The 21,192-nt window shown below is 48.8% G+C and carries 17 protein-coding genes; 15 read left to right on the top strand and 2 right to left on the bottom strand.

Annotated features, from left to right (window positions below):
• Nucleotides 1-207: 207 nt before the first annotated feature.
• From F0P94_RS01965 to F0P94_RS01955, 3 genes are all read left to right on the top strand, one after another.
• Complete coding sequence (locus F0P94_RS01965) at nt 208-879, top strand: hypothetical protein (RefSeq protein WP_191906881.1); 672 nt, start codon at nt 208-210, stop codon at nt 877-879.
• An 84-nt stretch (nt 880-963) separates the two neighbouring features.
• Nucleotides 964-2,523: an HTTM domain-containing protein gene (locus tag F0P94_RS01960; RefSeq protein ID WP_150902014.1), complete on the top strand. Its 1,560-nt coding sequence runs from the start codon at nt 964-966 to the stop codon at nt 2,521-2,523.
• A gap of 309 nt (nt 2,524-2,832) precedes the next feature.
• Complete coding sequence (locus F0P94_RS01955; RefSeq protein ID WP_150902013.1) at nt 2,833-3,300, top strand: YdeI/OmpD-associated family protein; 468 nt, start codon at nt 2,833-2,835, stop codon at nt 3,298-3,300.
• A gap of 179 nt (nt 3,301-3,479) precedes the next feature.
• Here F0P94_RS01955 and tsaD read toward each other — a convergent pair whose 3' ends face one another.
• On the bottom strand, nt 3,480-4,487 hold the full coding sequence (tsaD, locus tag F0P94_RS01950) for a tRNA (adenosine(37)-N6)-threonylcarbamoyltransferase complex transferase subunit TsaD (protein ID WP_150902012.1): 1,008 nt from the start codon (nt 4,485-4,487) through the stop codon (nt 3,480-3,482).
• Nucleotides 4,488-4,567: 80 nt separating this feature from the next.
• On the opposite strand from tsaD, the gene F0P94_RS01945 reads away from it, so the two are divergent.
• From F0P94_RS01945 to F0P94_RS01890, 12 genes are all read left to right on the top strand, one after another.
• Nucleotides 4,568-9,064 (top strand): translocation/assembly module TamB domain-containing protein, encoded by a 4,497-nt coding sequence (locus F0P94_RS01945; RefSeq protein ID WP_150902011.1) that lies wholly within the window; start codon nt 4,568-4,570, stop codon nt 9,062-9,064.
• 129 nt (nt 9,065-9,193) lie between these two features.
• The gene (locus F0P94_RS01940; protein ID WP_150902010.1) at nt 9,194-10,093 is read left to right on the top strand and encodes a cell division protein FtsX; all 900 of its coding nucleotides are present in this window, start codon (nt 9,194-9,196) and stop codon (nt 10,091-10,093) included.
• Between the two features lie 163 nt (nt 10,094-10,256).
• Nucleotides 10,257-10,472: a DUF3098 domain-containing protein gene (locus F0P94_RS01935; RefSeq protein ID WP_150902009.1), complete on the top strand. Its 216-nt coding sequence runs from the start codon at nt 10,257-10,259 to the stop codon at nt 10,470-10,472.
• Nucleotides 10,473-11,255 carry an undecaprenyl-diphosphate phosphatase gene (locus F0P94_RS01930; RefSeq protein WP_150902008.1) on the top strand — a complete coding sequence of 261 codons (783 nt, stop codon included), beginning with the start codon at nt 10,473-10,475 and terminating at the stop codon, nt 11,253-11,255.
• The gene (truB, locus tag F0P94_RS01925; RefSeq protein WP_150902007.1) at nt 11,255-11,953 is read left to right on the top strand and encodes a tRNA pseudouridine(55) synthase TruB; all 699 of its coding nucleotides are present in this window, start codon (nt 11,255-11,257) and stop codon (nt 11,951-11,953) included. The genes F0P94_RS01930 and truB overlap by 1 nt, the downstream gene beginning before the upstream one ends.
• Before the next feature lie 542 nt (nt 11,954-12,495).
• Nucleotides 12,496-13,272, top strand: a complete 777-nt coding sequence (locus F0P94_RS01920; RefSeq protein WP_150902006.1) for a hypothetical protein — start codon at nt 12,496-12,498, stop codon at nt 13,270-13,272.
• A 13-nt stretch (nt 13,273-13,285) separates the two neighbouring features.
• Complete coding sequence (locus F0P94_RS01915; protein ID WP_150902005.1) at nt 13,286-14,212, top strand: bifunctional riboflavin kinase/FAD synthetase; 927 nt, start codon at nt 13,286-13,288, stop codon at nt 14,210-14,212.
• Nucleotides 14,213-14,739: 527 nt separating this feature from the next.
• The gene (locus tag F0P94_RS01910) at nt 14,740-16,671 is read left to right on the top strand and encodes a M13 family metallopeptidase (protein ID WP_225307107.1); all 1,932 of its coding nucleotides are present in this window, start codon (nt 14,740-14,742) and stop codon (nt 16,669-16,671) included.
• A gap of 186 nt (nt 16,672-16,857) precedes the next feature.
• Complete coding sequence (locus tag F0P94_RS01905) at nt 16,858-17,253, top strand: hypothetical protein (RefSeq protein ID WP_150902004.1); 396 nt, start codon at nt 16,858-16,860, stop codon at nt 17,251-17,253.
• A gap of 56 nt (nt 17,254-17,309) precedes the next feature.
• Entirely contained in the window at nt 17,310-17,792 is a 483-nt protein-coding gene (locus F0P94_RS01900; RefSeq protein WP_150902003.1) for a hypothetical protein, read from the top strand.
• Between the two features lie 73 nt (nt 17,793-17,865).
• A complete protein-coding gene (locus F0P94_RS01895; RefSeq protein ID WP_150902002.1) occupies nt 17,866-18,540 on the top strand; it encodes a hypothetical protein in 675 nt (224 codons plus the stop codon).
• A gap of 263 nt (nt 18,541-18,803) precedes the next feature.
• Nucleotides 18,804-20,363 carry a protein adenylyltransferase SelO gene (locus F0P94_RS01890; protein WP_150902001.1) on the top strand — a complete coding sequence of 520 codons (1,560 nt, stop codon included), beginning with the start codon at nt 18,804-18,806 and terminating at the stop codon, nt 20,361-20,363.
• A gap of 266 nt (nt 20,364-20,629) precedes the next feature.
• Here the strand turns inward: F0P94_RS01890 and F0P94_RS01885 are convergent, their stop codons facing one another.
• Nucleotides 20,630-21,136 (bottom strand): Mpo1 family 2-hydroxy fatty acid dioxygenase, encoded by a 507-nt coding sequence (locus F0P94_RS01885; protein WP_150902000.1) that lies wholly within the window; start codon nt 21,134-21,136, stop codon nt 20,630-20,632.
• Nucleotides 21,137-21,192: the final 56 nt, after the last annotated feature.

Below are 21,192 nucleotides of genomic sequence, written 5' to 3'. Positions count from 1 at the left end.
CCACTTTGCGCCCTTAAAAACGGATTTGAACATACGTTTAACAAGACCCTGGCAAAAAACCAAGATATGAATACCTTTTGGCATTTATGAGCAATTAATTGCCCTATTCATTTTGCTTCCTTCACCCAAATCCTTCAACCCTGCGGCAGCAGCGCCGTAATACAGCTCGCCATAAAACCTACTGTTCAACTTTATTAAATTAAATTTATGAAGAAAATTTACCTTTCGGTTCTTGCACTTTCTTTTCTGGCAGCTGCTTCCACCGGGGCATCTGCCACAGGTTCTAAAAACGGCAACGTAGTTAAACAGGGAACCACTTCAGGCACAACCGGCAGAACTACTTCCGGGACCACCGGAGGAAGCACAACCAGTATGACATCCGGCACAACTTCCGGCAGCACGAACGGGGGCCGCACTACCTCTGGAACCACCAATGGAAGTACAACTAACGGGACAACTTCCGGCACCATGACTTCTGGTTCAACGTCAGGTTCAACCAGCGGCACGATGACCTCCGGAACAACATCCGGCCATTCGACCAGCGGTACTACTTCCGGCACCACTTCCAATCATAAAAAATCGGAAAAGCACAAATCCGGCAAAGCTAAATCGGGCAGTACTTCCGGTACTACCAGTGGCCGTAGCACATCCGGTTCCACATCTGGTTCTACTTCCGGAAGCACGAGCGGTACAATGACCACCGGCTCTACTTCCGGTAGCACCACCGGACGAAGCACTACCGGTGGCCGCACCACTTCCGGCTCTACTACCGGTAGTACTACTTCGGGTTCTACCGGCGGGGGCATGACTTCAGGTTCTACTACCGACGGTGGCGGCTCTACTTCGGGCTCTACCGGCGGAACAACTTCGGGCCGCTAATGCTTTGAAATCTTCCATAAAAAGGCAAATACCCGTAAGTATTTGCCTTTTGTTTATTCTACCATGCTAAATTATTTCTGACAGATGAATTACCTGCGTTTATACTTTCAGAAAACGTTTACGCTCGATCTCCGGGCTCTGGGTCTGCTCCGGATCGGGCTGGGCGCTTTGCTTTTGATCGACCTGTATACCCGCGCCACGGATCTGGAAGCGCATTATTCGAATTCCGGCACCCTGCCTTTGCCCGTTCTGTTCGAACACGCCTGGAACCCATTTTTCTTTTCCTTCCATACCAGCAGTGGCTTGTGGCAGATCCAGGCGCTCTATTTTATACTGGCGGCGGTATTTGCCATTGCCCTAATGCTGGGCTATAAAACGCGGCTGGCTACCATTTTAAGCTGGGCTTTTCTGGTATCGCTCCAGAACCGGAACCCCATGATCTTGCAGGGCGGCGACGACCTGGTGCGGATGCTGTTGTTCTGGGGGATATTCCTGCCCTGGGGTACTTTTTATTCCCTGGATACCCGGAAAAGCTGTCCGCCGGAAAATACACAATATTTCAGTGCGGCTACGGTTGCCCTGGTCTTGCAGATCTTCCTCCTTTATTTCTGTACGGCCCTGTTAAAGCATGCCCCCGAATGGCGGCTGGAAGGCACGGCCATTTACTACGCCCTGAGCCTGGACCAAATCCTGCTTCCCGTCGGCAAACTGCTTTATCCCTTCTACGATGAACTGAAGTACCTCACTTTTGCCGTTTATTATACCGAGCTGCTTTTACCTTTCCTCCTGCTGGTGCCGGTTTACAATTCCTTTTTCCGGATGCTGGTAATTGGTGCGCTGGCGGGATTGCATCTGGGCATCAGCCTTACCCTTTTCGTCGGGCTCTTTTACCTCATAAACCTGATCTCTTTACTGGGCTTAATTCCGACCAGGCAAATGGACTGGATCGAGCGGAAGTTGCTGCCGCCGGTTTCGGGTCTCTGCAACCGGGCCATCGACTTTTGCAGCCGTCAGGCCTACCCTTTTTCCCTGCAGGGTTCCTTTGGCATAAGCTGTAATCCGAAACACCTGGGGCATATAAATTATATCCGCGAAGGACTAGTAACCTTTATTCTGGCTTATACTATTTGGTGGAACCTCGACAATACGCCGCAAAGGCCGGTTAAAATGCCCGAAGATGTCCGTTGGCTGGGTTACTGGTTGCGCGTAGACCAAAATTGGGGCATGTTTTCGCCGGCGGTTTTTAAAGACGATGGCTGGTACATTCTGGAAGGCAAAACCACCGCCGGAAAATTAAAAGACCTGAACCGCAACGGCCTCGACCTGACCTATGAAAAACCGGAAGCCGTGGTTTCCCTCTTTAAAAACGACCGGTGGCGCAAGTATTCCGAGAATTATTTATTTGTGAATACCAGCTGGATGCGCCCGTATTACTGCAATTACATGATGCGCATCTGGAATGAAAGCGTAGCGCCGGAAGATCAGGTAAAACAGCTGGAAGTAATTTACATGAAGGAAGTAACCCTGGATCATTATAAAACAGCTCCCGTGAAGCGCGAGGTTTTGTGCAGTTGTGGGGAAGAGTTGCCGGATACTCGTCTGGTGGAAGCCCAAAAGGAAGAAGCGCCCCTTGCCAGCCATTAAGTTTTTCTGAATGGTATATAAACGCTACACTTTTCAGGATAAAAAACTTCATTGCCGTCTGCTTTAGCTGACGGTTTAAAGTAGCTTTGATTGCGGCTTTAGCCAAATGCAATCTGCAGGAGAAATGGCTGATAAAATTTCGGCTAAAGCCATAAAGGAAATTGCCTTTGTTTCCGTCAGCTAAAGCAGACGGCAATGAATCATGAGTTTTGAGCCAGACCTAGAATTATTGCAGGATACCAAAGCAGTTTTTCAGCTATTTTCCGTAGCATTTTGTAACTTCAGGCGGAAGAACTATTTTGATTTAGGATGAACATCACGCCGGATCTGCAGGAATTTACAGCTGTATTGGAACAACATGGTAGCATGAATGCCAGCTACATCACCCTTCCCTTTTCAGTTTCGGAGGTTTACGGCAAAAAAGGCAATGTAAAGATCCGCTGCACTTTTGATGGGTATCCGTACCGGGGTTCCCTTTCCCCCATAGGTAATAACGAGCACATACTTATAGTCATCAAAGAAGTCCGGCAGGCGATAAACAAGACGTTTGGCGATCCAGTTATGGTTAGGATCTGGCCTGATCTGGAGCTCCGTACGGTTCAGATTCCGGAAGATCTGGAAGCAGCCTTGCAGGATTTACCAGATTTAAAGCAAACCTTCGATAAAATGTCGTACACCCACCAGAAGGAATATGTAAAATGGATCGAAGAAGCTAAAAAGCCGGAAACCCGGCAACGGCGGCTGGAGAAAACAGTAGCGATGCTGCGTGAAAAGTAACTGGTTAGCCGGGTTGCCAATTTTTCGACCTTTTCCTGAACTTTGATTTAGTGTATCTGAAAGCCGTTCTGTACCAAAATAGTATCGATTTTATAAAAAAAGCTCCGTTAGCATTGGTAGCGTAGGGTTTAAACCCTACGCTACCAATGCTAACGGAGCTTTTCAGCTAAATTCCTCTCTTAAAACTTCAGCCTAGGCTCCGGACTGGCGTATTGATCCGAAAATTCGCCTTTCAGGTATTTGAAATGGGCCGCCATGGCGATCATACCGGCGTTATCGGTACAGTACTGGAAAGCAGGGATGTACACGTTCCAGCCCAGTTTTTCGCCTTGTTCCTGTAGCGCTTTCCGGAGGCCGGAATTGGCCGAAACGCCGCCAGCAATGGCAATTTCCTTTACGTTCAGATCTTTTGCTGCCGGGATCAGTTTCTTGAATAAGGTTTTGATCAGGGCCTGTTGGATGCTGGCGCATAAATCGGCCAGGTTTTTCGTTATAAATTCAGGATCTTGTTGCGTTTGCTCTTTCAGGAAATACATAATGGCCGTTTTTATACCGCTGAAAGAAAAGTCGTAGCCCAGCAGGTTCACGATCGGGAATTGAAAACGGTCGGGGTTGCCGGTGGCTGCCAGTTTATCGAGCATCGGCCCGCCGGGGTAAGGCAAGCCCAGCAATTTGGCCGATTTGTCGAAGGCTTCGCCTACGGCATCGTCGGTGGTCTGGCCGATAATTTCCATGTCGAGGTGGTCTTTTACTAGCACCAGCTGGGTATGGCCGCCGCTAACGGTAAGGCACAGGAAAGGAAAACTCGGTTTGGGTTCATCGATGAAATGGGCCAGGATGTGCGCCTGCATGTGGTTCACCTCTATGAGCGGAATATCCAAGCCCAGGGCCAGCGATTTGGCAAACGATGTTCCTACGAGCAAAGCGCCGAGCAATCCGGGGCCACGGGTAAAAGCTACCGCGGCGAGTTCACTTTTTGCTATATTTGCCGTATGGAATGCCTGCTCCACTACCGGAATGATGTTTTGCTGATGCGCGCGCGAGGCCAGTTCCGGCACTACGCCGCCGTATTTTTCGTGCACGGCCTGAGTTGCGACAACATTGGCAAGTATTTTGCCCCCGCGGATAATGGCGGCCGAGGTATCGTCGCAGGAAGATTCTATTGCTAAAATTGTAGGTTGTAACATTTCCGTTGGAAGAAGAACATAAACCAAAGAGGCTGCAAGTTATAGGAAAAGCTATTCTTAAAATAGCTTTGGGCCTTGTTGTGTTCGTTTTATTCTTAACGGCAGGGCTGCTCCTGGCATTGCGTATCCCTTCGGTGCAAACGCGGGCCGTTCAGAAAGCGGCCGAAATCGTTTCCGAAACCATCGAGCACAAAGTTACCATCGGGCACGTTGATATCAAGCCTTTTACCAGTGTGGTACTCGACCGGGTACGGGTGCTGGATATCCGGGGCCACGAACTCTTCTACATTGGCAAGCTCGATGCGGATATCAGCGTGTTTTCCATTTTTCACCCGAACAAGCTCAGTATCGGTACGCTTACCTTAACTAATCCCCGAACCCACCTGATCGAATATAAAGGCACCGATTCCCTGAACCTGTCTACCTTTATTCATTCGCTCGGGAAACTGATCAAAAAAGACACCACCACCGTTTCAAAGCCGTTTGAATTTGCCATCGACCGGATCGTGCTACAGAATGGGTATTTTACATACGACAACCAGAACGATCCTTATTCCGATTACGGCATCGATTACCAGCACATGAAGCTGGCCAACATCAACGGCTCGCTTTCGGAAATTGCCATTCTGGGCGATACCATTAAAGCCACCATTCATCGCCTGACGGCAATCGATACGCCTTCCAAAACTTTCCTGAAAAAACTGGACGTAAAAATGACCTTTGCGCCGGAATTCTGGGAATGGGACAACATGGATTTGCGCGTGGGCCGGAGCAATTTACGCCATTACGTGCGTTTCGATTACAAGCACTTCTTCAATTTTAAAGACTTTAACGATAGCGTTCACGTAACGGCCAGCCTCGACAGTTCCGCCGTTTTCTCCGACGACATTGCCCTTTTTGCGCCATTGCTGAAAGACTGGGATGAACAAGTGGTCGTGACCGCGGACATTAAAGGCAAGACCAGCCGCTTCGATGCCAAAAATGTGGACATTGTGTACGGCAAGAATACGCACGTAGTGGGTAACGTAAGCGCCACCGGCCTGCCGAACATGCGGGAAACCTTTGCGGAATTAAAGCTGCAACCTTCCACCCTCGATGCCGACGATTTGAAACGCTACATTCCGGCCGAGGCCTTTGCCTATGCCGACCGCTTGGGTACGGTAAAATTACAGGGCCAGTTCATCGGTTTTTACAACGACTTTGTGGCTAACGGCAGTTTCCAGACCGCTTTGGGAAACTTCAATTCGGATATAAACCTGAAGCTGAACAAAAACAAAACGGCGTCTTCCTACCGCGGCTATTTAAAAACCAATAACTTTCAGTTGGGTAAATTCATAGGCGATACGGATGTGCTGAAAACCATTTCCATCGATGGCCGCCTGGAGGGATCTGGCTTCGATGCCCAGACTGCCCAGGTAAAGCTGGACGCGACCATCCGCGACATTGATTTCAACAACTACAAATACCGCAACATTACCACCAACGGCCAATTCAGCAAGCAGAATTTTGCGGGCCAGTTCCAAGTGAACGATCCGAACCTGGTGATGAGCGGCAACGGCGCCATCAGCCTGGAGCCCGGCAACCAGCGCTTCGACGTAAAAGCCACCATCGAAAACGCCAACCTGAAGCCCCTGAATTTCACGCCGCAGAACCTGAGCGTAAAAACCACCGCCGACCTTAACTTTACCGGCTTCAAACTCGACGACCTGCTGGGAACGGCCAACCTGAGCAACACCACCCTGACCTACGAAGATAAGCCGCTTCAGATCGATACCTTAAGCCTGGTTTCGGCCCGCACGCCGGAAGGCCGTACGCTGCAACTGAATTCCGAACTACTGGCTTTTAACACTACCGGGAATTTCAATTATGCCACGCTTACCGAAGACATTAAAACCCTGATACAGGAGTACGAACTGAATTTCCGGAACGATGCCGCGGCTACCGCCAATTATTACCGCCGGAAAAATGCACGGAACGTGCCCCAGGAATACAGCCTCGATTTCAACCTGAACCTGAAACAGGCCAACCCGCTGCTGCAGATCTTTGTACCCAACCTCCGGGTTTCCAACCGGTCGGTTATTACTGGTTCTTTCCGCAACGGCCAGACGGCAATTTTTAACGTGGGCGGCAAAATAGACACGCTGATCTACGGACAGAACTACCTGTACAGTAACAACTTCGAAGCCTCTACTTCCAAATTACCTTTCAGTCAGGATGTACTGGCTCAGGCTTTCTTTACGTCTAAAAATCAGAAAATCCAGAGCCTGGGCGCCACCGATAATTTCTTTGTGGAAGGCATCTGGCATAATCAGAAAATTCAGTTCGCTTCTAACCTGGCGCAAACCAATACCACAAACAAAGCTGCCATCAGCGGAGACCTGCTTTTCCTGCCGGACCGGGTGCAGTTTGTTTTCAGCAATTCGAACGTAAACATTTTGGGCAAACCCTGGACCATTGCACCGAACAATACCGTAGAATTTAAAGGCAAAGAGATCGATTTCCAAAACCTAGTAATTGCGCATGCGAACCAGAGCCTGAGCATCGGCGGCCGCCTTTCGCAAAATCCGAACGAGGTTCTGCAGGTGAAGATCGCGAATTTCGAGCTGCAGAACCTGAACCCGCTCATGGATCAGAAAATGAAGGGGATCCTGAATGCCGACCTTACTGCCCGCGACGTGTACGACCAGGTAATTGTCGGCAGCCAGCTCCGCATCGATTCGCTTTTCTTCGACGAGGTGCTGATCGGGAACGTGGCCGGCAGCTCTGACTGGGACCGCCGCAAGAGTTTGCTGAACGTGAACCTGGGAATTGACCGGGACAACAAGCGCGTGGTAAACGTTACGGGCACCTACGATCCGAATGCCGGCGATCAGCAACTGAACCTTTTGGCTGCCATGGACGATGCCCAGATAAAACTGGTAGAACCGTTCCTGAAATCCTTTATGACGGAAATGGACGGCACCATGGAAGGCCGCATCCGGATCTTAGGCAAACTGAGCGCACCGATTCTGAAAGGGGTGGCAACAGTAAACAACGGGCGGTTTAAATTCAATTACCTCAATACGGTTTACTCTTTCTCCGACCGGGTTTATTTTGCCGAAAACGGTATCATGTTCCGCGGAATAACCCTGAAAGATATTTACGGCAACAATGCCACCCTGAACGGCGGGGTTTACCACGACGGTTTCCAGAACATGGTGCTCGATCTGAAAGCAGATTTCCGGCGGTTTATGGTGCTCAATACCACCCGTCAGCAAAATGAACTGTACTACGGCTCTGCCATTGCCACCGGTAACGTTTCCGTTTTCGGGCCTACCGAGAACATGAGCGTAAAGGTAAATGCCCGGAGCGAAAAAGGAACCCGCATTTCCATCCCGCTGAACAACCAGGTAGAAGTTTCGCGGCAGAGCTTCATCCGGTTCGTGAACCAGAACAGTAAAGACACGACCGGCATTAAGGTAGCCGTTGAAAAACAAAAAGTTGACCTCTCGGGCTTAAACCTGGACATGAACCTGGATGTAACCGAAGATGCCTACGTGGAAATAATATTCGACGAGCGCACCGGAGACATTGTACGGGGCACGGGCAACGGCCGGATCCGGATGAACGTGGATACCCGCGGCGAATTCAACATGTACGGCAATTACGAAGTGGTGCAGGGCGCTTATAATTTTACGCTTTACAACGTGGTAAACAAGGAATTTATGGTGCGGCCGGGGGGTACCATTACCTGGAACGGCGACCCGTATGCCGGTATCCTGAACATTTCGGCCACCTACACCCAGCGCGTTTCGCTGGCCCAGGTAATGCAGGCCACTTCCGACAGTACCGCTTTGGCCGATGGCCGCCGCTACCCTGTAACCGTAGTCATGGGCCTGACCGGCAACCTGCTGACCCCGGAAATCAAGCTCGACCTGGAATTCAACGAAGTGCCTTCCCAGCTGGAAACTCTGCTGCAGCCCTTTGTAGCCAACATCCGCAACGACGAACAGGAACTGAACCGGCAGGTTTTCAGCTTACTGGTTTTCAAACGCTTATCGCCGGTGGGGGAATTTGCGCTGGGGAATGCCGGCGGCGATGCTCTATCCAGTTTAAGCGAATTTATTACGAACCAGTTCAGCGACTGGATCTCTCAGGTAGATACGAACTTGGAAGTGGACATTGGACTGAGCGGCACCGATGCGAACGGCGCCCCGGAACTGCAGACCCGGATCGGGTACCGTTTCCTGGAAGGGCGCTTGCGGGTAAGCCGCGAAAGCAGTTTGGGCAATACCCAGGCGGCAAACAACACCTCGGCAGCAGCCGTGGGCGACTGGCGGGCAGAATACTACCTTCGTCCCGACGGCAAGCTTCGTTTGAAACTGCAATACGTTACTTCTTCCATTAACCAGTACGAACTGAATACCTTCACCACTTCTTCGGCCAGTTTGGTGCATACCGAGCAATTCGATTCGTTCCGGGAGCTGTTTGGCCGGAAGAAACTCTCAAAAAGGCTGCAGCGCATTCAGGCCGAACGGGAAAGACACCGGGAAACCATCGATTCGGATGAACCGCGCTACGTACCGCCGCCCATTTAAGGCTTTGACTTTTTGAAGCTTCAGCCCTATCCTTTTAAAAACAGAAAGCCCGGTTTTAAAACCGGGCTTTCTGTTTTTAGCTGCCGCTACTTTTAAAAATATTCTTAAATTTGTGGCTTCGCATACCCTATGAGCAAGTCCGTTTCCAAAAATACCAGAAAGAAAAAACTCGGCCGATACCCGCAATTAATGGTGATCTTCAGCACCACGCTGGCTTTGTTCGTGATCGGGCTTTTCGGCATGCTTTTGCTGCACGCTGCCCGGCTTTCGGATAAAGTGAAGGAAAACCTGGAAATGCAGGTGTACCTGGACCGCAACCAGACCGAAATGCAACTGGTGCGCTTGCAGAAAACCTTCGCCCTGAAAGAATACATTGCCTATAAAGGAAGCGAAGCTCAGGTAAAATTCTATCCGAAGGAAGAAGGCGCCAAGGAATTTATTAAAGGCACCGGCGAAGATTTCATGAGTTTTCTGGGCGAAAACCCGCTCCGCGACGCGTATATTTTGCGCATTAACCCGGAATTTGCCGAAACCGCGAAATTGCGCGAAATCAAGAAAGACCTGGAAAGCATTGATGGGGTTTTTGAAGTGCAATACGTAGAAAACCTGTTCAATTCTATCAACCAAAACCTTCGCAAAGCCAGTCTCATTCTGCTTTCGTTTGCCGCTATTTTAACCCTGGTAGTGGTGGTACTCATTAACAATACCATAAAACTGGCCCTGTATTCCCAACGCTTCCTGATCCGGAGCATGCAGCTGGTAGGCGCCACAGCTTATTTTATTCAGCGGCCGTTCCTGAACCGGGCCACAGTGCAGGGCATCGTCAGCGGCCTGATCGCTTCGATGTTACTGATGCTGTTACTGCAATACGCCTACTTCGAATTCCCGGATCTGCTTTTGCTCCGCGATGAAAAACAACTGATCCTCCTCATGCTTTTCCTGATCGTAATGGGCAGCATGATCGGCTTTTTCAGCTCTTTCCGCGCGGTAAACAAATACATGCGCGCCTCGCTGGATGAACTTTACTAGGCTCGATTTTTCGATTGTTCGATATTCGAATTTTCGACTAAAAACGCTATTAATTTGAATTAAAAACTGAAAATGTTATCGGATACTGGAACGATCAAGTACCGGATAAACTAAAATACGAACCTCGAAAATTCGAACAATCGAATATCGAACAATCTAAATTATGGAAAACAGAAACAACTTTGCTTTTGGCCGGAAAAACTTCATCATCATGTTCGTGGGAATATTGGTGCTGGCGATCGGTTTCGTTATTATGACCATGGACAATGAGCAGTACGGCCTTGGCTTTATGGGCATTACCTTAGGTCCGATCGTGGTGCTGCTGGGCTTTGCGATTGAATTCTTTGCTATTTTTTACAAAGACAAACCGAACGTTTAAATGGCGCTCTGGCAAACCATAATTCTGGCAATTGTAGAAGGGCTTACGGAATTCCTCCCGATCTCTTCTACCGGCCACATGATCATCGTATCCAGCCTTTTGGGTATCAGTCAGTTCGAATTTACGGGCGTTTTCATTACCAGTATCCAGTTTGGGGCCATCCTTTCGGTGGTATTCCTGTACTGGCGGCGCTTCATCCAGTCCTTCGATTTTTACCTGAAACTTTTCGTAGGTTTCCTGCCCTTCGGCATCATGGGTTTCCTGCTCAAAGATGTAATCGATGTGTTGCTGAAGGACGTAACGGTGGTAGCGGTTTCATTGGTGATCGGCGGTTTTATTCTCCTCTTCATCGATAAATACTTCGACCGTGCTCCTGATACCGATCAGCAACCTACCTTCAAGCAGGCTTTCTTCATTGGCTTGTTTCAGTGCTTTGCCCTGATTCCGGGCGTTTCGCGGGCGGCGGCTACCATGGTGGGCGGCCTTACCCAGGGCTTCAACCGGAAATCTTCGGCTGAATTTTCCTTCCTGCTGGCAGTGCCGACCATGTTCGTGATCACGGCTTACCAGATGCTGAAAAGCTACGAAACCATTAAGCCGGAAGACCTGAAAATGCTGGCCATTGGCAACGTGATCGCTTTTTTTGTGGCCATTGCAGCCATTAAGTTTTTTGTGAATTTTCTTACCCGTTATGGCTTCCGGGCCTTCGGAATTTACCGCATTATTGTGGGCGTAGGCATTCTGGTGCTGCTGGCAATGGGCTACGACGTTAATTTAGTATAATGAACTACGATTTTGAAGCCGGAGAGATCCTGCTATTAGATAAACCATTAACCTGGACTTCTTTCGACCTTGTAAAAAAGGTACGGAACAGTTTACGCATTAAAAAGATCGGCCATGCCGGCACTTTAGATCCGCTGGCCACCGGATTGCTGATTCTCTGCACCGGGAAATTCACCAAAAAGATCGAAGAAATTCAGGCCCAGGAAAAGGAATACACCGGCACCATCACCATCGGCGCCACCACCCCTTCCTTCGACCTGGAAACCGAAGTGGACAGCACCTGCGACATTGCTCATATTACCGAGGAAGAATTACGGCAAGCTGCCGAAGGTTTTGTGGGAGTAATTGCCCAGATCCCGCCTATTTATTCAGCCGTGAAGGTGAACGGCGAACGGGCTTATACCCTGGCCCGCCGCGGCGAAGAAGCCGAGATAAAAGCCAAGAACATCGAAATAAAGTCCTTCGAAATTACCCGCATTGAACTGCCGGAAGTAGACTTTAAAGTGGTTTGTTCCAAGGGCACTTACATCCGGAGCCTGGCCCGCGATTTCGGCGCCAAACTGGGTTGCGGCGCGCACCTGAGCAAACTGGTCCGTACCCGCATCGGCAATTACAAACTGGAAGATGCGCTTTCGGTAGAAGATATTATGCGGATAAAGGACGAACGGATCGCTAAAACGAGGCCGGACTCAAACTGAACGGTATGCTCCGGAAAAAAGGGTCTACTATCAGTTTACTCATTATTTCTCTGGTATTACTTTTTTGCGCTTATAATATTAAGTGGGGCAAAGAACGCTGGAAATCGATCCTGGAATACGATGCGTTCGGTTATTACGCTTACCTTCCGGCCATTTTTATTTATCAGGATCTTCAATATGGCTTTATTGAAGATATAGAGAATAAATATAACCTAAAGGAAAAGTCAGGGATCCATAGTTTTAAACAAAACCAACAAGGCACGATCCTGAATAAATACTATCTGGGTACGGCCGTTGCCCAGCTGCCTTTCTTTTATGCAGCTCATTTATTTTCCAAATGGTTTGGTTACGACCAGGACGGATTCTCAAAACTTTACCTTGTTTTTATAAATCTGGCTGCAATTTTCTATTTAATGGTCAGTTTGATTTATCTCCGAAGACTACTCCTCCCGTTACACCTCTCTGAATGGGAAACAAGCCTGCTTCTTTTTGCAACTGTATTCGGAACCAATATATTCTATTACGTTATAAACGAGCCGGGAATGTCTCACATCTATTCGCTGGCATTCGTAACGATGTTTCTTTTCTATAGCCGGGAACTATTTACTTCGCCTCGAATAGAAACCTACATTATTCTGGCAGCACTTCTGGCGCTAATTGTTTTGATCAGGCCTTTAAACATAATTACAGTCCTGCTCCTACCTTTTGCGGCAGGAAGCCTTCCTAAATTAAAAAGCGGCCTGATCAGTTTTTTCTCAAATAAACTTGCCTTAACAGCATCGGGCATAACGTTCCTGGCGCTGGTAAGCCTTCAGGTTATAATTTATAAACTAACTACCGGACATTGGTTAGTTTATTCTTACGGTGAGGAAGGCTTTAATTTTCTCAATCCTCATTTTGTAGATATTCTTTTCAGTTATAAAAAAGGGCTGTTCCTTTATACTCCCCTATTCTTTATTTCATTAATTGGAGGTTATTTCCTTTGGAAACAAAACCGTTTTCAGTTCATAACCTTATTTGGCTTCCTGGTTTTCCTTACCTACTTATTATCCTCCTGGTGGAGCTGGTGGTATGGCGGAAGCTTTTCCGGCCGGCCATTTCTGGAATTTACTCCGTTGTTTATGTTGCTGCTTGCTTTTACATTAAATGGATTGCAAAACTCCTTTGCGTATAGAAGCTATTCGGCACTTATAATATTTTTAATTTTGGTGTGTCAATTCCAGACCTATCAATACCGCAAAGGATATATTCATTGGGAGGATATGACCAGAGAAAAGTATTGGGAAGTTTTTCTAAATCCCAGAAAATTATTACTGTAAAGAGCTTAATACAATGGAAGTAATCCGGGAGCTGAAGCATTTTCCTCAACTGGCCAACGCGGTAGTAACCAGCGGCACCTTCGACGGCGTGCACGTAGGTCACCAGAAGATCCTGAAACGGGTGGTGGAAAATGCTACCGAAATGGACGGAAAAAGTGTAGTAATTACCTTCTGGCCCCACCCGCGCCACGTATTACCCAACGGTGGGCCTCCGGTTCATTTGCTTACCAGCATCGAAGAAAAAATTAGTCTGCTCCGGCAATTCGGCATCGACTACCTCCTTATTATTCCGTTTACGCCCGAGTTCTCGAACCTGAGTTCCAGTGATTTCATTCAGAAAATCTTAATTCAGGCGGTAAACACAAAAAAACTGATCATCGGGTACGACCACCATTTCGGCAAAAACCGCGAAGGCAGCTTTGAATACCTGAAAGAAAATGCAGCAACCCTGGGCTTCGAAGTTGAAGAAATTCCGCGCGAAGACGTAGAGCACGTAGCCGTAAGCTCCACCAAGATCCGGAAGGCCCTGGAAGCCGGCGACATTGAAACGGCAAACAAGTACCTGGGCTATTTTTACCGGCTCACAGGTACCGTTTCGGAAGGTGAAAAGCTCGGCCGCACCCTTGGTTTTCGGACCGCCAATTTACACGTAACCGAGCCCTTTAAATTAATTCCCGCGCGGGGCGTGTATGCCGTTTACGGAACGGTAAAAGGCAAGCGTCTGAAAGGTATGCTCAACATAGGCATGCGTCCCACAGTCGGCGGTTTAACCCAAACCATTGAAACCCACTTCTTCGATTTTTCCAGCGATATTTACCACCAGGAACTCCAGCTGGAACTGGTCGCCCGCTTGCGCGACGAACAAAAATTCCCCGGCCTCGAAGCCCTGCAAGCGCAATTGATCAAAGATCAGGAAGCAGCGAAAAAAGCGCTCGCTTAAGCTTCTGGATATTTCCATTATTTCCGGGGTCTATTAATTTTCTGTTGGGGCCGGGCTTGTCCCCGCCCCTCACGTTATTGCGGCACTTTTTCTGCCCTTCTTCATAGCGATTGATTTTGTGATTGCAATTGATAATTATCGGCTATCCCGGATCAGGAATGCGTGAGGGCAGGGACAAGCCCGGCCCCTACTAGGAAAAATAATTACCTTCCCTCCTTTTCAACTCATCTGCACGGAATAATCCTTCCCTGGCTCCGTCTGATTTTTTATTTCCTCGGCAATGCCTTAAATTAGAGGTTTGAAAAAATCTGAGACCCGGAAAACAGCCTTGGCTTACTTTCGGAAAACCTGAGATTCTACCATAAACTTATATGACACCCAAATTAAAACTCTCACTAAAACCGGTTGCCCTGTTGATGCTTGGCCTGGTTACTACTTCCGGCCCGGCTGCTTATGCCCAGCAGAACACGCATTCTTCGGCCTCGGAGGCGCCTGCCACTAAAAAGGCTTTCATCGATCGAACCAACATGGACCTGAGCGTGAAGCCCGGCGATGATTTTTACACCTATGCCAGTGGCAACTGGATCAAAAACAACCCGGTACCGGCAAAGGAAACACGTTGGGGCAGCTTTAACGTGCTCCGCGAATTCAACATCCAGGCGGTACGCAACATCCTAACCGAAAGCGCGAAAAACACTTCGGCAGTTCCCGGCTCTGTGGAAAAACGAGTGGGAGATTTTTACGCGGCAGCCATGGACAGCGCCGCAATCGACAAACTGGGTTATAAGCCCATTAAGAACGACCTGAAGAAAGCATCGAAGGTGAAAACTCACCAGCAGGTGCTCGATCAGATGGCGGAAATGCGGGTAAACGGGGTAGCCTCTCCCCTATTTGGTTTCTGGGTAGGTCAGGACCGCAAGAACCCGAACGTAATGATCCCGCAACTGAGCCAGGGTGGTACTACCCTGCCGGACCGGGATTTTTACCTGAAAAACGATGCGCGTAGCACGAAAATTCAGGAAGCTTATAAGAGCTACATCGTTAAGTTGTTCACCTTAACCGGCGAGAAAGAGGCCAAAGCGAAGAAACACGCCGAAACCATTTTCAACCTGGAAAAGAAACTGGCTGAAGCCCAGATGAGCCGGGTAGAAATGCGCGACCCGCACAAAACCTACAACAAATTTGCCGTTGCGAGCTTAAGCAAAACCACGTCCAACATCGACTGGAAAAGCCTGATGGCCAAAATGAAGGTTACCGGCGAAGACACCATTCTGGTAAACAACCCGAAATTCTTCACGGAGATCAACACGCTGCTTACCCAAACCCCGGTTTCCGACTGGCAGACGTACCTGCAATGGAACGTGCTGAAATCAGCAGCTCCTTACCTGAGCAAACCTTTTACGGACGCTAACTTTGCTTATTCCCAGGTATTGAGCGGCCAGAAAGTGCAGACGCCGCGCTGGCAGCGCATGTCGCAACTTACCGATGGCACCATTGGCGAATTGCTCGGTCAGCTTTACGTGAAGAAACACTTCCAGCCGGCTGCTAAGGCCCGGATGGATGAAATGATCGCCAACCTGATCAAAGCCTACGAGATCCGGATCAAAAACCTGGACTGGATGAGCCCGGCTACGAAAGAAAAAGCGCTTGCCAAATTGCATGCCTTCACCCCGAAAGTGGCATACCCAAGCAAATGGAAAAACTACGATGGCCTGGAAATTAAACGCGAATCGTTCTACCAGAACCTTCGCAATGCCAGCGTTTGGGGCTATAACGATATGGTAAGCCAGCTTGGCAAACCGGTAGACCGCACCCGTTGGGGCATGACGCCGGCCACGGTAAACGCCTACTACAGCCCGGTAATGAACGAGATCGTATTCCCAGCCGGTATCCTGCAGTTCCCATTCTTTGACCCGAATGCGGATGATGCGGTGAATTACGGCGGCATCGGCGCGGTGATCGGCCACGAAATTTCCCACGGTTTCGACGACAGCGGCAGCCAGTACGACAAAGACGGTACGCTCCGCAACTGGTGGACACCGGAGGACCTGAGCCGCTTCAAGGAAAAAGCTTCGGCCCTGGAAAAGCAATTCAACGAGTATACTGTGCTGGACACCCTGAAAGTGAACGGTAAATTTACCCTCGGCGAAAACATCGGCGATTTAGGCGGTCTGAACGCAGCTTACGAAGCCTTTAAAATGACCAAACAAGGCCAGAGCAAAGAAATGATCGATGGGTTTACGCCGGATCAGCGCTTCTTCCTTTCCTGGGCCCAGGTATGGCGGACGAATATCCTGCCGGAAACTGCTGCCCAGCTGATCGTAACCGATCCGCACTCGCCGGGCGAGTACCGTACCATTGGTACGCCGGTAAACATGGATGCCTGGTACGAAGCCTTCAATGTGAAACCGGGAGACAAACTCTACAAAAAACCGGAAGACCGTATTCGTATCTGGTAATCTTTTCTATAGAAAAAGCGAAAGCCGCCCTGATCATTCGGGGCGGCTTTTTTTGTTAGTGAAAATCCTTCAGAATGGAACAAAAATTAAGCACCAGAAACGCTATGGATTCAGGGGAAAAAGTGATTGCCGAAACCCGCCATTTTGTTTATCCTGGACCTTCCCTTTTCCGTACACTGCAATGCTATGGCCCCAAAATTTTCCTTTAACCTACCCTACACGCTCACATTTGAAAATAAGCCCGGCTACCTGCTGGCCAAAGTTTCCGGCGAAGCGGATTCCCTGGAAATTCCCCGCCAGTTCTGGAAAGAGATTACCGCTGAAGTAGACAAACGCAAACCGATGAGCCTGCTGGTTTGGGAAGATTTCCAAACCATGGTCAGTACTCAGGAACTGTTTACGCTGGTAAGTGAGCTCTGTGAATACAAACAGTTCCAGGGCCTACGGGTTGCCTTTGTAGACGAACATTTTGAACAATTGAACCGGAACAAACTGGGCGAAATGATTGCCACCAACCGGGGTTTTACCTGCTGGGTATGTGCCCGCCTGGAAGAGGCCGAACAATGGCTTCAGAATAGTTAAACCAGAAAAACGGTAGAGAAACCCGGTAAAAATTAAATTCGAAACCTGAAACTGCTATGAAAAAGCTCCTGCTACTCCTCTGCCTGCTGTACCTGGGATTTTCTGCTGTCGCCCAGCATTACGATAAATACTGCAACAACCTTTATTCTTTCTGCATCGACATACCGGGAAACTTTAACCGGGTTGGCGCCACCAAAACCAGCGAAGGCCAGCACTTTACTTCCAAAGACGGCAGCAAACTGGAAGTATATGGAGCTCCAAACCTGCAGAACGAAACGTTAAAGCAGCGCTTCGACCGGGAACTGGCCGCTCTCACCAACGATAGCAGCGTAGCCCACTCCACCCAATTGCCAACCATCGAGAAAGCTGAATTGCATGAAAACAGCTTCACCATTCAATTCCAGAACCAGAATTTCACGAACCTGATCTACCGCAAACTGGAAAACAATGCCTGGAAAAGTATTGAGCTGCATTACCCTACTGCCAAAGGAAAAGAATATGCCGAAAGAGCGAAGCGAATGATCGGGAGTTTTAAGTGAAAAACATACTATTTTCCCTTTATCTTTGCAAACCTTCAGTCGTGGTTTGATAGCACGGCTCCTCCCCAATTAAATGAACCGCTTTCTCTCCAAAGAAACATCCCTTCAGGTGTTGCAAAATCTCCGCCAAGCCAACCTGCCCTGGGTGTATGACCAGGAGAAGCACCGTATTCTGGTCCTGGATGAAGTGCAAAACGAACGCCTGATCTTCCGCCTTCCCCTTGTGCTTCCTGCTCCTGACAATAATCTTTCCCTTCCGGAAAAAGAAGTACATTACATAATTCTATTGATTCAATCCGGGAGTTGCGCGATCGGGTATTTCGAAAATGGTATCAATTTAAATCATAAAGTATTCCGGGCGTACATGGTGCGCAAAAAGCGGGGCGTAAGCCAGATCAAGCACCTGAAAACCAAAGGAAAATCCCGGGCCGGTTCCAGGGTACGTTTAGCGGAAACAGAAGAATTCTTCGAAAGCATAAACGAAAGGCTTCAGGAATATTTTGCCGAGCACTACATAGACCGCGTTGCGCTAAGCCTGCCCAAGATCCTGATGCCTTACTTCTATAATGTCTCCCTAAAAACACCTTTCGATAAGCACGATCCGCGCATTTACAAAATCCCCCGCCACATCCACACCCCCATTTACGAAGTACTGCTCGACACCAACCGCTTCCTGCAAAAAGGCGAACTGATCTACGAAGAACCCGAACAGGAATTAGCAGAGAAATTGTGTATGACCAGCTTGTAATCCATAGGGCTTCTATGTGGATGCAGGCAATTTGTGAATGAGGCCACTCATGTTTAAAGCCATCCATGTACGGACAGGGCTTGACCTGTCCCACATTATTGCGAAAAAATATCCGATAAATGATTTTGGGAATGCGTGATCGGGTATGCGTGGGACAGGTCAAGCCCTGTCCGTACAGGATTTTAATGCAAGCCTTTCCAGGCAAAAATTATTGGTTGAATTTAAATTACCTTCGTACAGGAATTAGATTTGAATGCCCCCTTATGAAGAAAATAACCTCCCCCAATTATAAAGCAGCTTTTGTAAATAACTTTCCCGGCGATGAAAGTGGGGATTTGCGCCCGCGCCAGACACCCGGCGTTTTGTACAGCAAAGTGGTACCTACTCCGGTGGAAAAAGTGACTTTGCTGGGCTGGTCGGAGGAGTTGGCAGAGGATCTGGGCATGGAAAAACCTGAAACCCAACCGGAAACCGACGTATTGGGCGGCAATGCAGTAGCTGAAAACATGCAGCCGTACGCGGCCTGCTATGCCGGGCACCAGTTCGGCAACTGGGCCGGACAGCTTGGAGATGGTCGGGCCATTACGCTGGGCGAATGGGTAGCGCCGAATGGAAAAACGTTTGAATTGCAACTTAAAGGCGCCGGTCCTACCCCCTATTCGCGCCGCGCCGACGGGCGGGCAGTTCTAAGGTCTTCGGTACGCGAGTTTCTGATGAGTGAAGCAATGCATTATTTGGGAGTGCCTACTACCCGGGCAGTGAGTTTGGTTTCTACCGGCGAACCGGTGCTCCGCGATATGTTTTATAACGGTAATCCCCAATACGAACCGGGCGCCATTGTCATGCGGGTAGCGCCCAGCTTTTTGCGGTTCGGAAACTTTGAAATGCTGGCGGCCCGCAAAGAACACGATAACCTCCGCAAACTTGCCGAATGGACCATTGCCCGTTATTACCCGGACCTGCAGGGAGAAGACAAGATTCTGCCTTGGTTTAAAGAAGTAGTGGAACGTACCGCTACCATGGTGGTGGAATGGCTCCGCGTGGGTTTTGTGCACGGCGTAATGAACACCGACAACATGTCCATCTTGGGTTTAACGATCGATTACGGCCCTTTCTCCTTCCTCGACGATTACGACCCGAACTTCACGCCCAATACCACCGACCTGCCCGGCCGGCGGTACGCTTTCGGGCAGCAGGCTTCTATTGCCTACTGGAATTTAGGGTGCTTGGCCAGCGCCATTGCCCCTTTACTGCCGGGCACCGAAGAACTGGTAGCGGAACTGGAAAAATACGGCGAGATCTTTCTGGAAAAATATTATGCCATGATGGTGAATAAACTGGGCCTGGACGAAATGAAAGCCGAAGACGCCACCTTAATTGCTCAATTCGAGGAAACGCTTTCAGACCTGAAACCGGACATGACCATTTTTTACCAGTTGCTCATCAATTTGCCGCTGGACCTTAAAGAAGACGGGGCCATAACAGAACATTTCATGGAAAGCCTCTACGACGAACTGAATAAAACGGAAACCGAAAAATTAGGCAAGCTGATCGGGGCTTACAACGATCGCATAAAAACCAATGCAATTGCAAGAGAAGCTTCGCAGGCTAAAATGCGCCAGGCCAACCCGCGTTTCATTCTCCGGAATTATTTGCTGCACCAGGCCATAGAAGGATTGACCGCCGGCGACAATACCCTTTTCAATAAACTGCAGGAAGCCCTGAAAGATCCGTATTCGAATAAAGCCGACGAGTTTTTCGCCAAACGCCCTGATTGGGCCGGTCAGAAAGCAGGCTGTTCGATGCTGTCCTGCAGTTCGTAATAATCAATTAAAGGTTTACAGTTTATCTCCCTACTATCAAAAACCTCTATAAGGAATATTAGATCGCTTTAGATTACCAATTAATAATTAATCCTTTTCTGTCATTCTGGAAGAATCTTGTGATTTCTGTGCTTTTCACTCACAATTCTCATCTGGAATGACAATATGGGTAGTGTAAAACTAATCCAGTCCTTTTACTTATTAAGTATAAAATAAAGGCATGGGAAAAAGCTACGGGCTATTTTATAATTTTCTAAACACCTCAATTAATACCGCCAGCCAAGTTTCTTAAAAACTTTTGCCCAAAGCCAGGCCGGACCGATGAGCAGGAATTGCAGGTCTTCGAGGAAAGAAGGTTTCTTGCCTTCAATCTTATGCCCGATAAATTGTCCGATCCAGGCAAGCACAAATATAGAAAGGCAAACCTGCCACATCTCCGGCCAGCCATGCAGGCGGGCCATGCGCTCCAGCGTAATAATTCCGGCCGAAAAGATCCAGATCGTAAAAATCATGGCCAAACCTAAACGGAAAGATAAAAGCAGATAGTAAATGGTAGCAAAACCAATGAGAAAAGTGGCAAGGTTAATGTAGCCGTTCATTTTGCCTAAAAAATCGAAATGCGGCACCGGAATGGCCCAAACCAAACCCAGCAAACTAAAAGCGATCAACGGAACGCAAATCCAGTGAATAAGGATGTTAACGGAGTTCTGGTGGCTTTCGGAATAGCGGGCAAAATATGCGTCTGCTTTACGGCGATCGTTGGTTTGAAGCATGCTTAAAGGTACAGCAATTTCAGCAGCAAGGCAACCTGCCGGAATTACCGGCTACA

It is taken from the genome of Adhaeribacter soli (assembly GCF_008727925.1).
Classification (GTDB): Bacteria; Bacteroidota; Bacteroidia; order Cytophagales; family Hymenobacteraceae; genus Adhaeribacter_A; species Adhaeribacter_A soli.
The sequence above is the reverse complement of the archived record's forward strand: the minus strand, read 5'-3'. Positions and strand labels throughout refer to the sequence as shown.

What these genes read in the sequence shown, in the direction of transcription:
- F0P94_RS01960 (WP_150902014.1), top strand. Translation starts at nt 964, where the DNA reads ATGAATTACCTGCGTTTATACTTTCAGAAAACGTTTACGCTCGATCTC.
- F0P94_RS01935 (WP_150902009.1), top strand. Translation starts at nt 10,257, where the DNA reads ATGGAAAACAGAAACAACTTTGCTTTTGGCCGGAAAAACTTCATCATC.
- F0P94_RS01885 (WP_150902000.1), bottom strand. Translation starts at nt 21,136, where the DNA reads ATGCTTCAAACCAACGATCGCCGTAAAGCAGACGCATATTTTGCCCGC.
- F0P94_RS01900 (WP_150902003.1), top strand. Translation starts at nt 17,310, where the DNA reads ATGAAAAAGCTCCTGCTACTCCTCTGCCTGCTGTACCTGGGATTTTCT.
- F0P94_RS01940 (WP_150902010.1), top strand. Translation starts at nt 9,194, where the DNA reads ATGAGCAAGTCCGTTTCCAAAAATACCAGAAAGAAAAAACTCGGCCGA.
- F0P94_RS01965 (WP_191906881.1), top strand. Translation starts at nt 208, where the DNA reads ATGAAGAAAATTTACCTTTCGGTTCTTGCACTTTCTTTTCTGGCAGCT.
- truB (WP_150902007.1), top strand. Translation starts at nt 11,255, where the DNA reads ATGAACTACGATTTTGAAGCCGGAGAGATCCTGCTATTAGATAAACCA.
- F0P94_RS01930 (WP_150902008.1), top strand. Translation starts at nt 10,473, where the DNA reads ATGGCGCTCTGGCAAACCATAATTCTGGCAATTGTAGAAGGGCTTACG.
- F0P94_RS01895 (WP_150902002.1), top strand. Translation starts at nt 17,866, where the DNA reads ATGAACCGCTTTCTCTCCAAAGAAACATCCCTTCAGGTGTTGCAAAAT.
- F0P94_RS01910 (WP_225307107.1), top strand. Translation starts at nt 14,740, where the DNA reads ATGGACCTGAGCGTGAAGCCCGGCGATGATTTTTACACCTATGCCAGT.
- F0P94_RS01955 (WP_150902013.1), top strand. Translation starts at nt 2,833, where the DNA reads ATGAACATCACGCCGGATCTGCAGGAATTTACAGCTGTATTGGAACAA.
- F0P94_RS01915 (WP_150902005.1), top strand. Translation starts at nt 13,286, where the DNA reads ATGGAAGTAATCCGGGAGCTGAAGCATTTTCCTCAACTGGCCAACGCG.
- F0P94_RS01905 (WP_150902004.1), top strand. Translation starts at nt 16,858, where the DNA reads ATGGCCCCAAAATTTTCCTTTAACCTACCCTACACGCTCACATTTGAA.
- F0P94_RS01890 (WP_150902001.1), top strand. Translation starts at nt 18,804, where the DNA reads ATGAAGAAAATAACCTCCCCCAATTATAAAGCAGCTTTTGTAAATAAC.
- F0P94_RS01920 (WP_150902006.1), top strand. Translation starts at nt 12,496, where the DNA reads ATGTCTCACATCTATTCGCTGGCATTCGTAACGATGTTTCTTTTCTAT.
- tsaD (WP_150902012.1), bottom strand. Translation starts at nt 4,487, where the DNA reads ATGTTACAACCTACAATTTTAGCAATAGAATCTTCCTGCGACGATACC.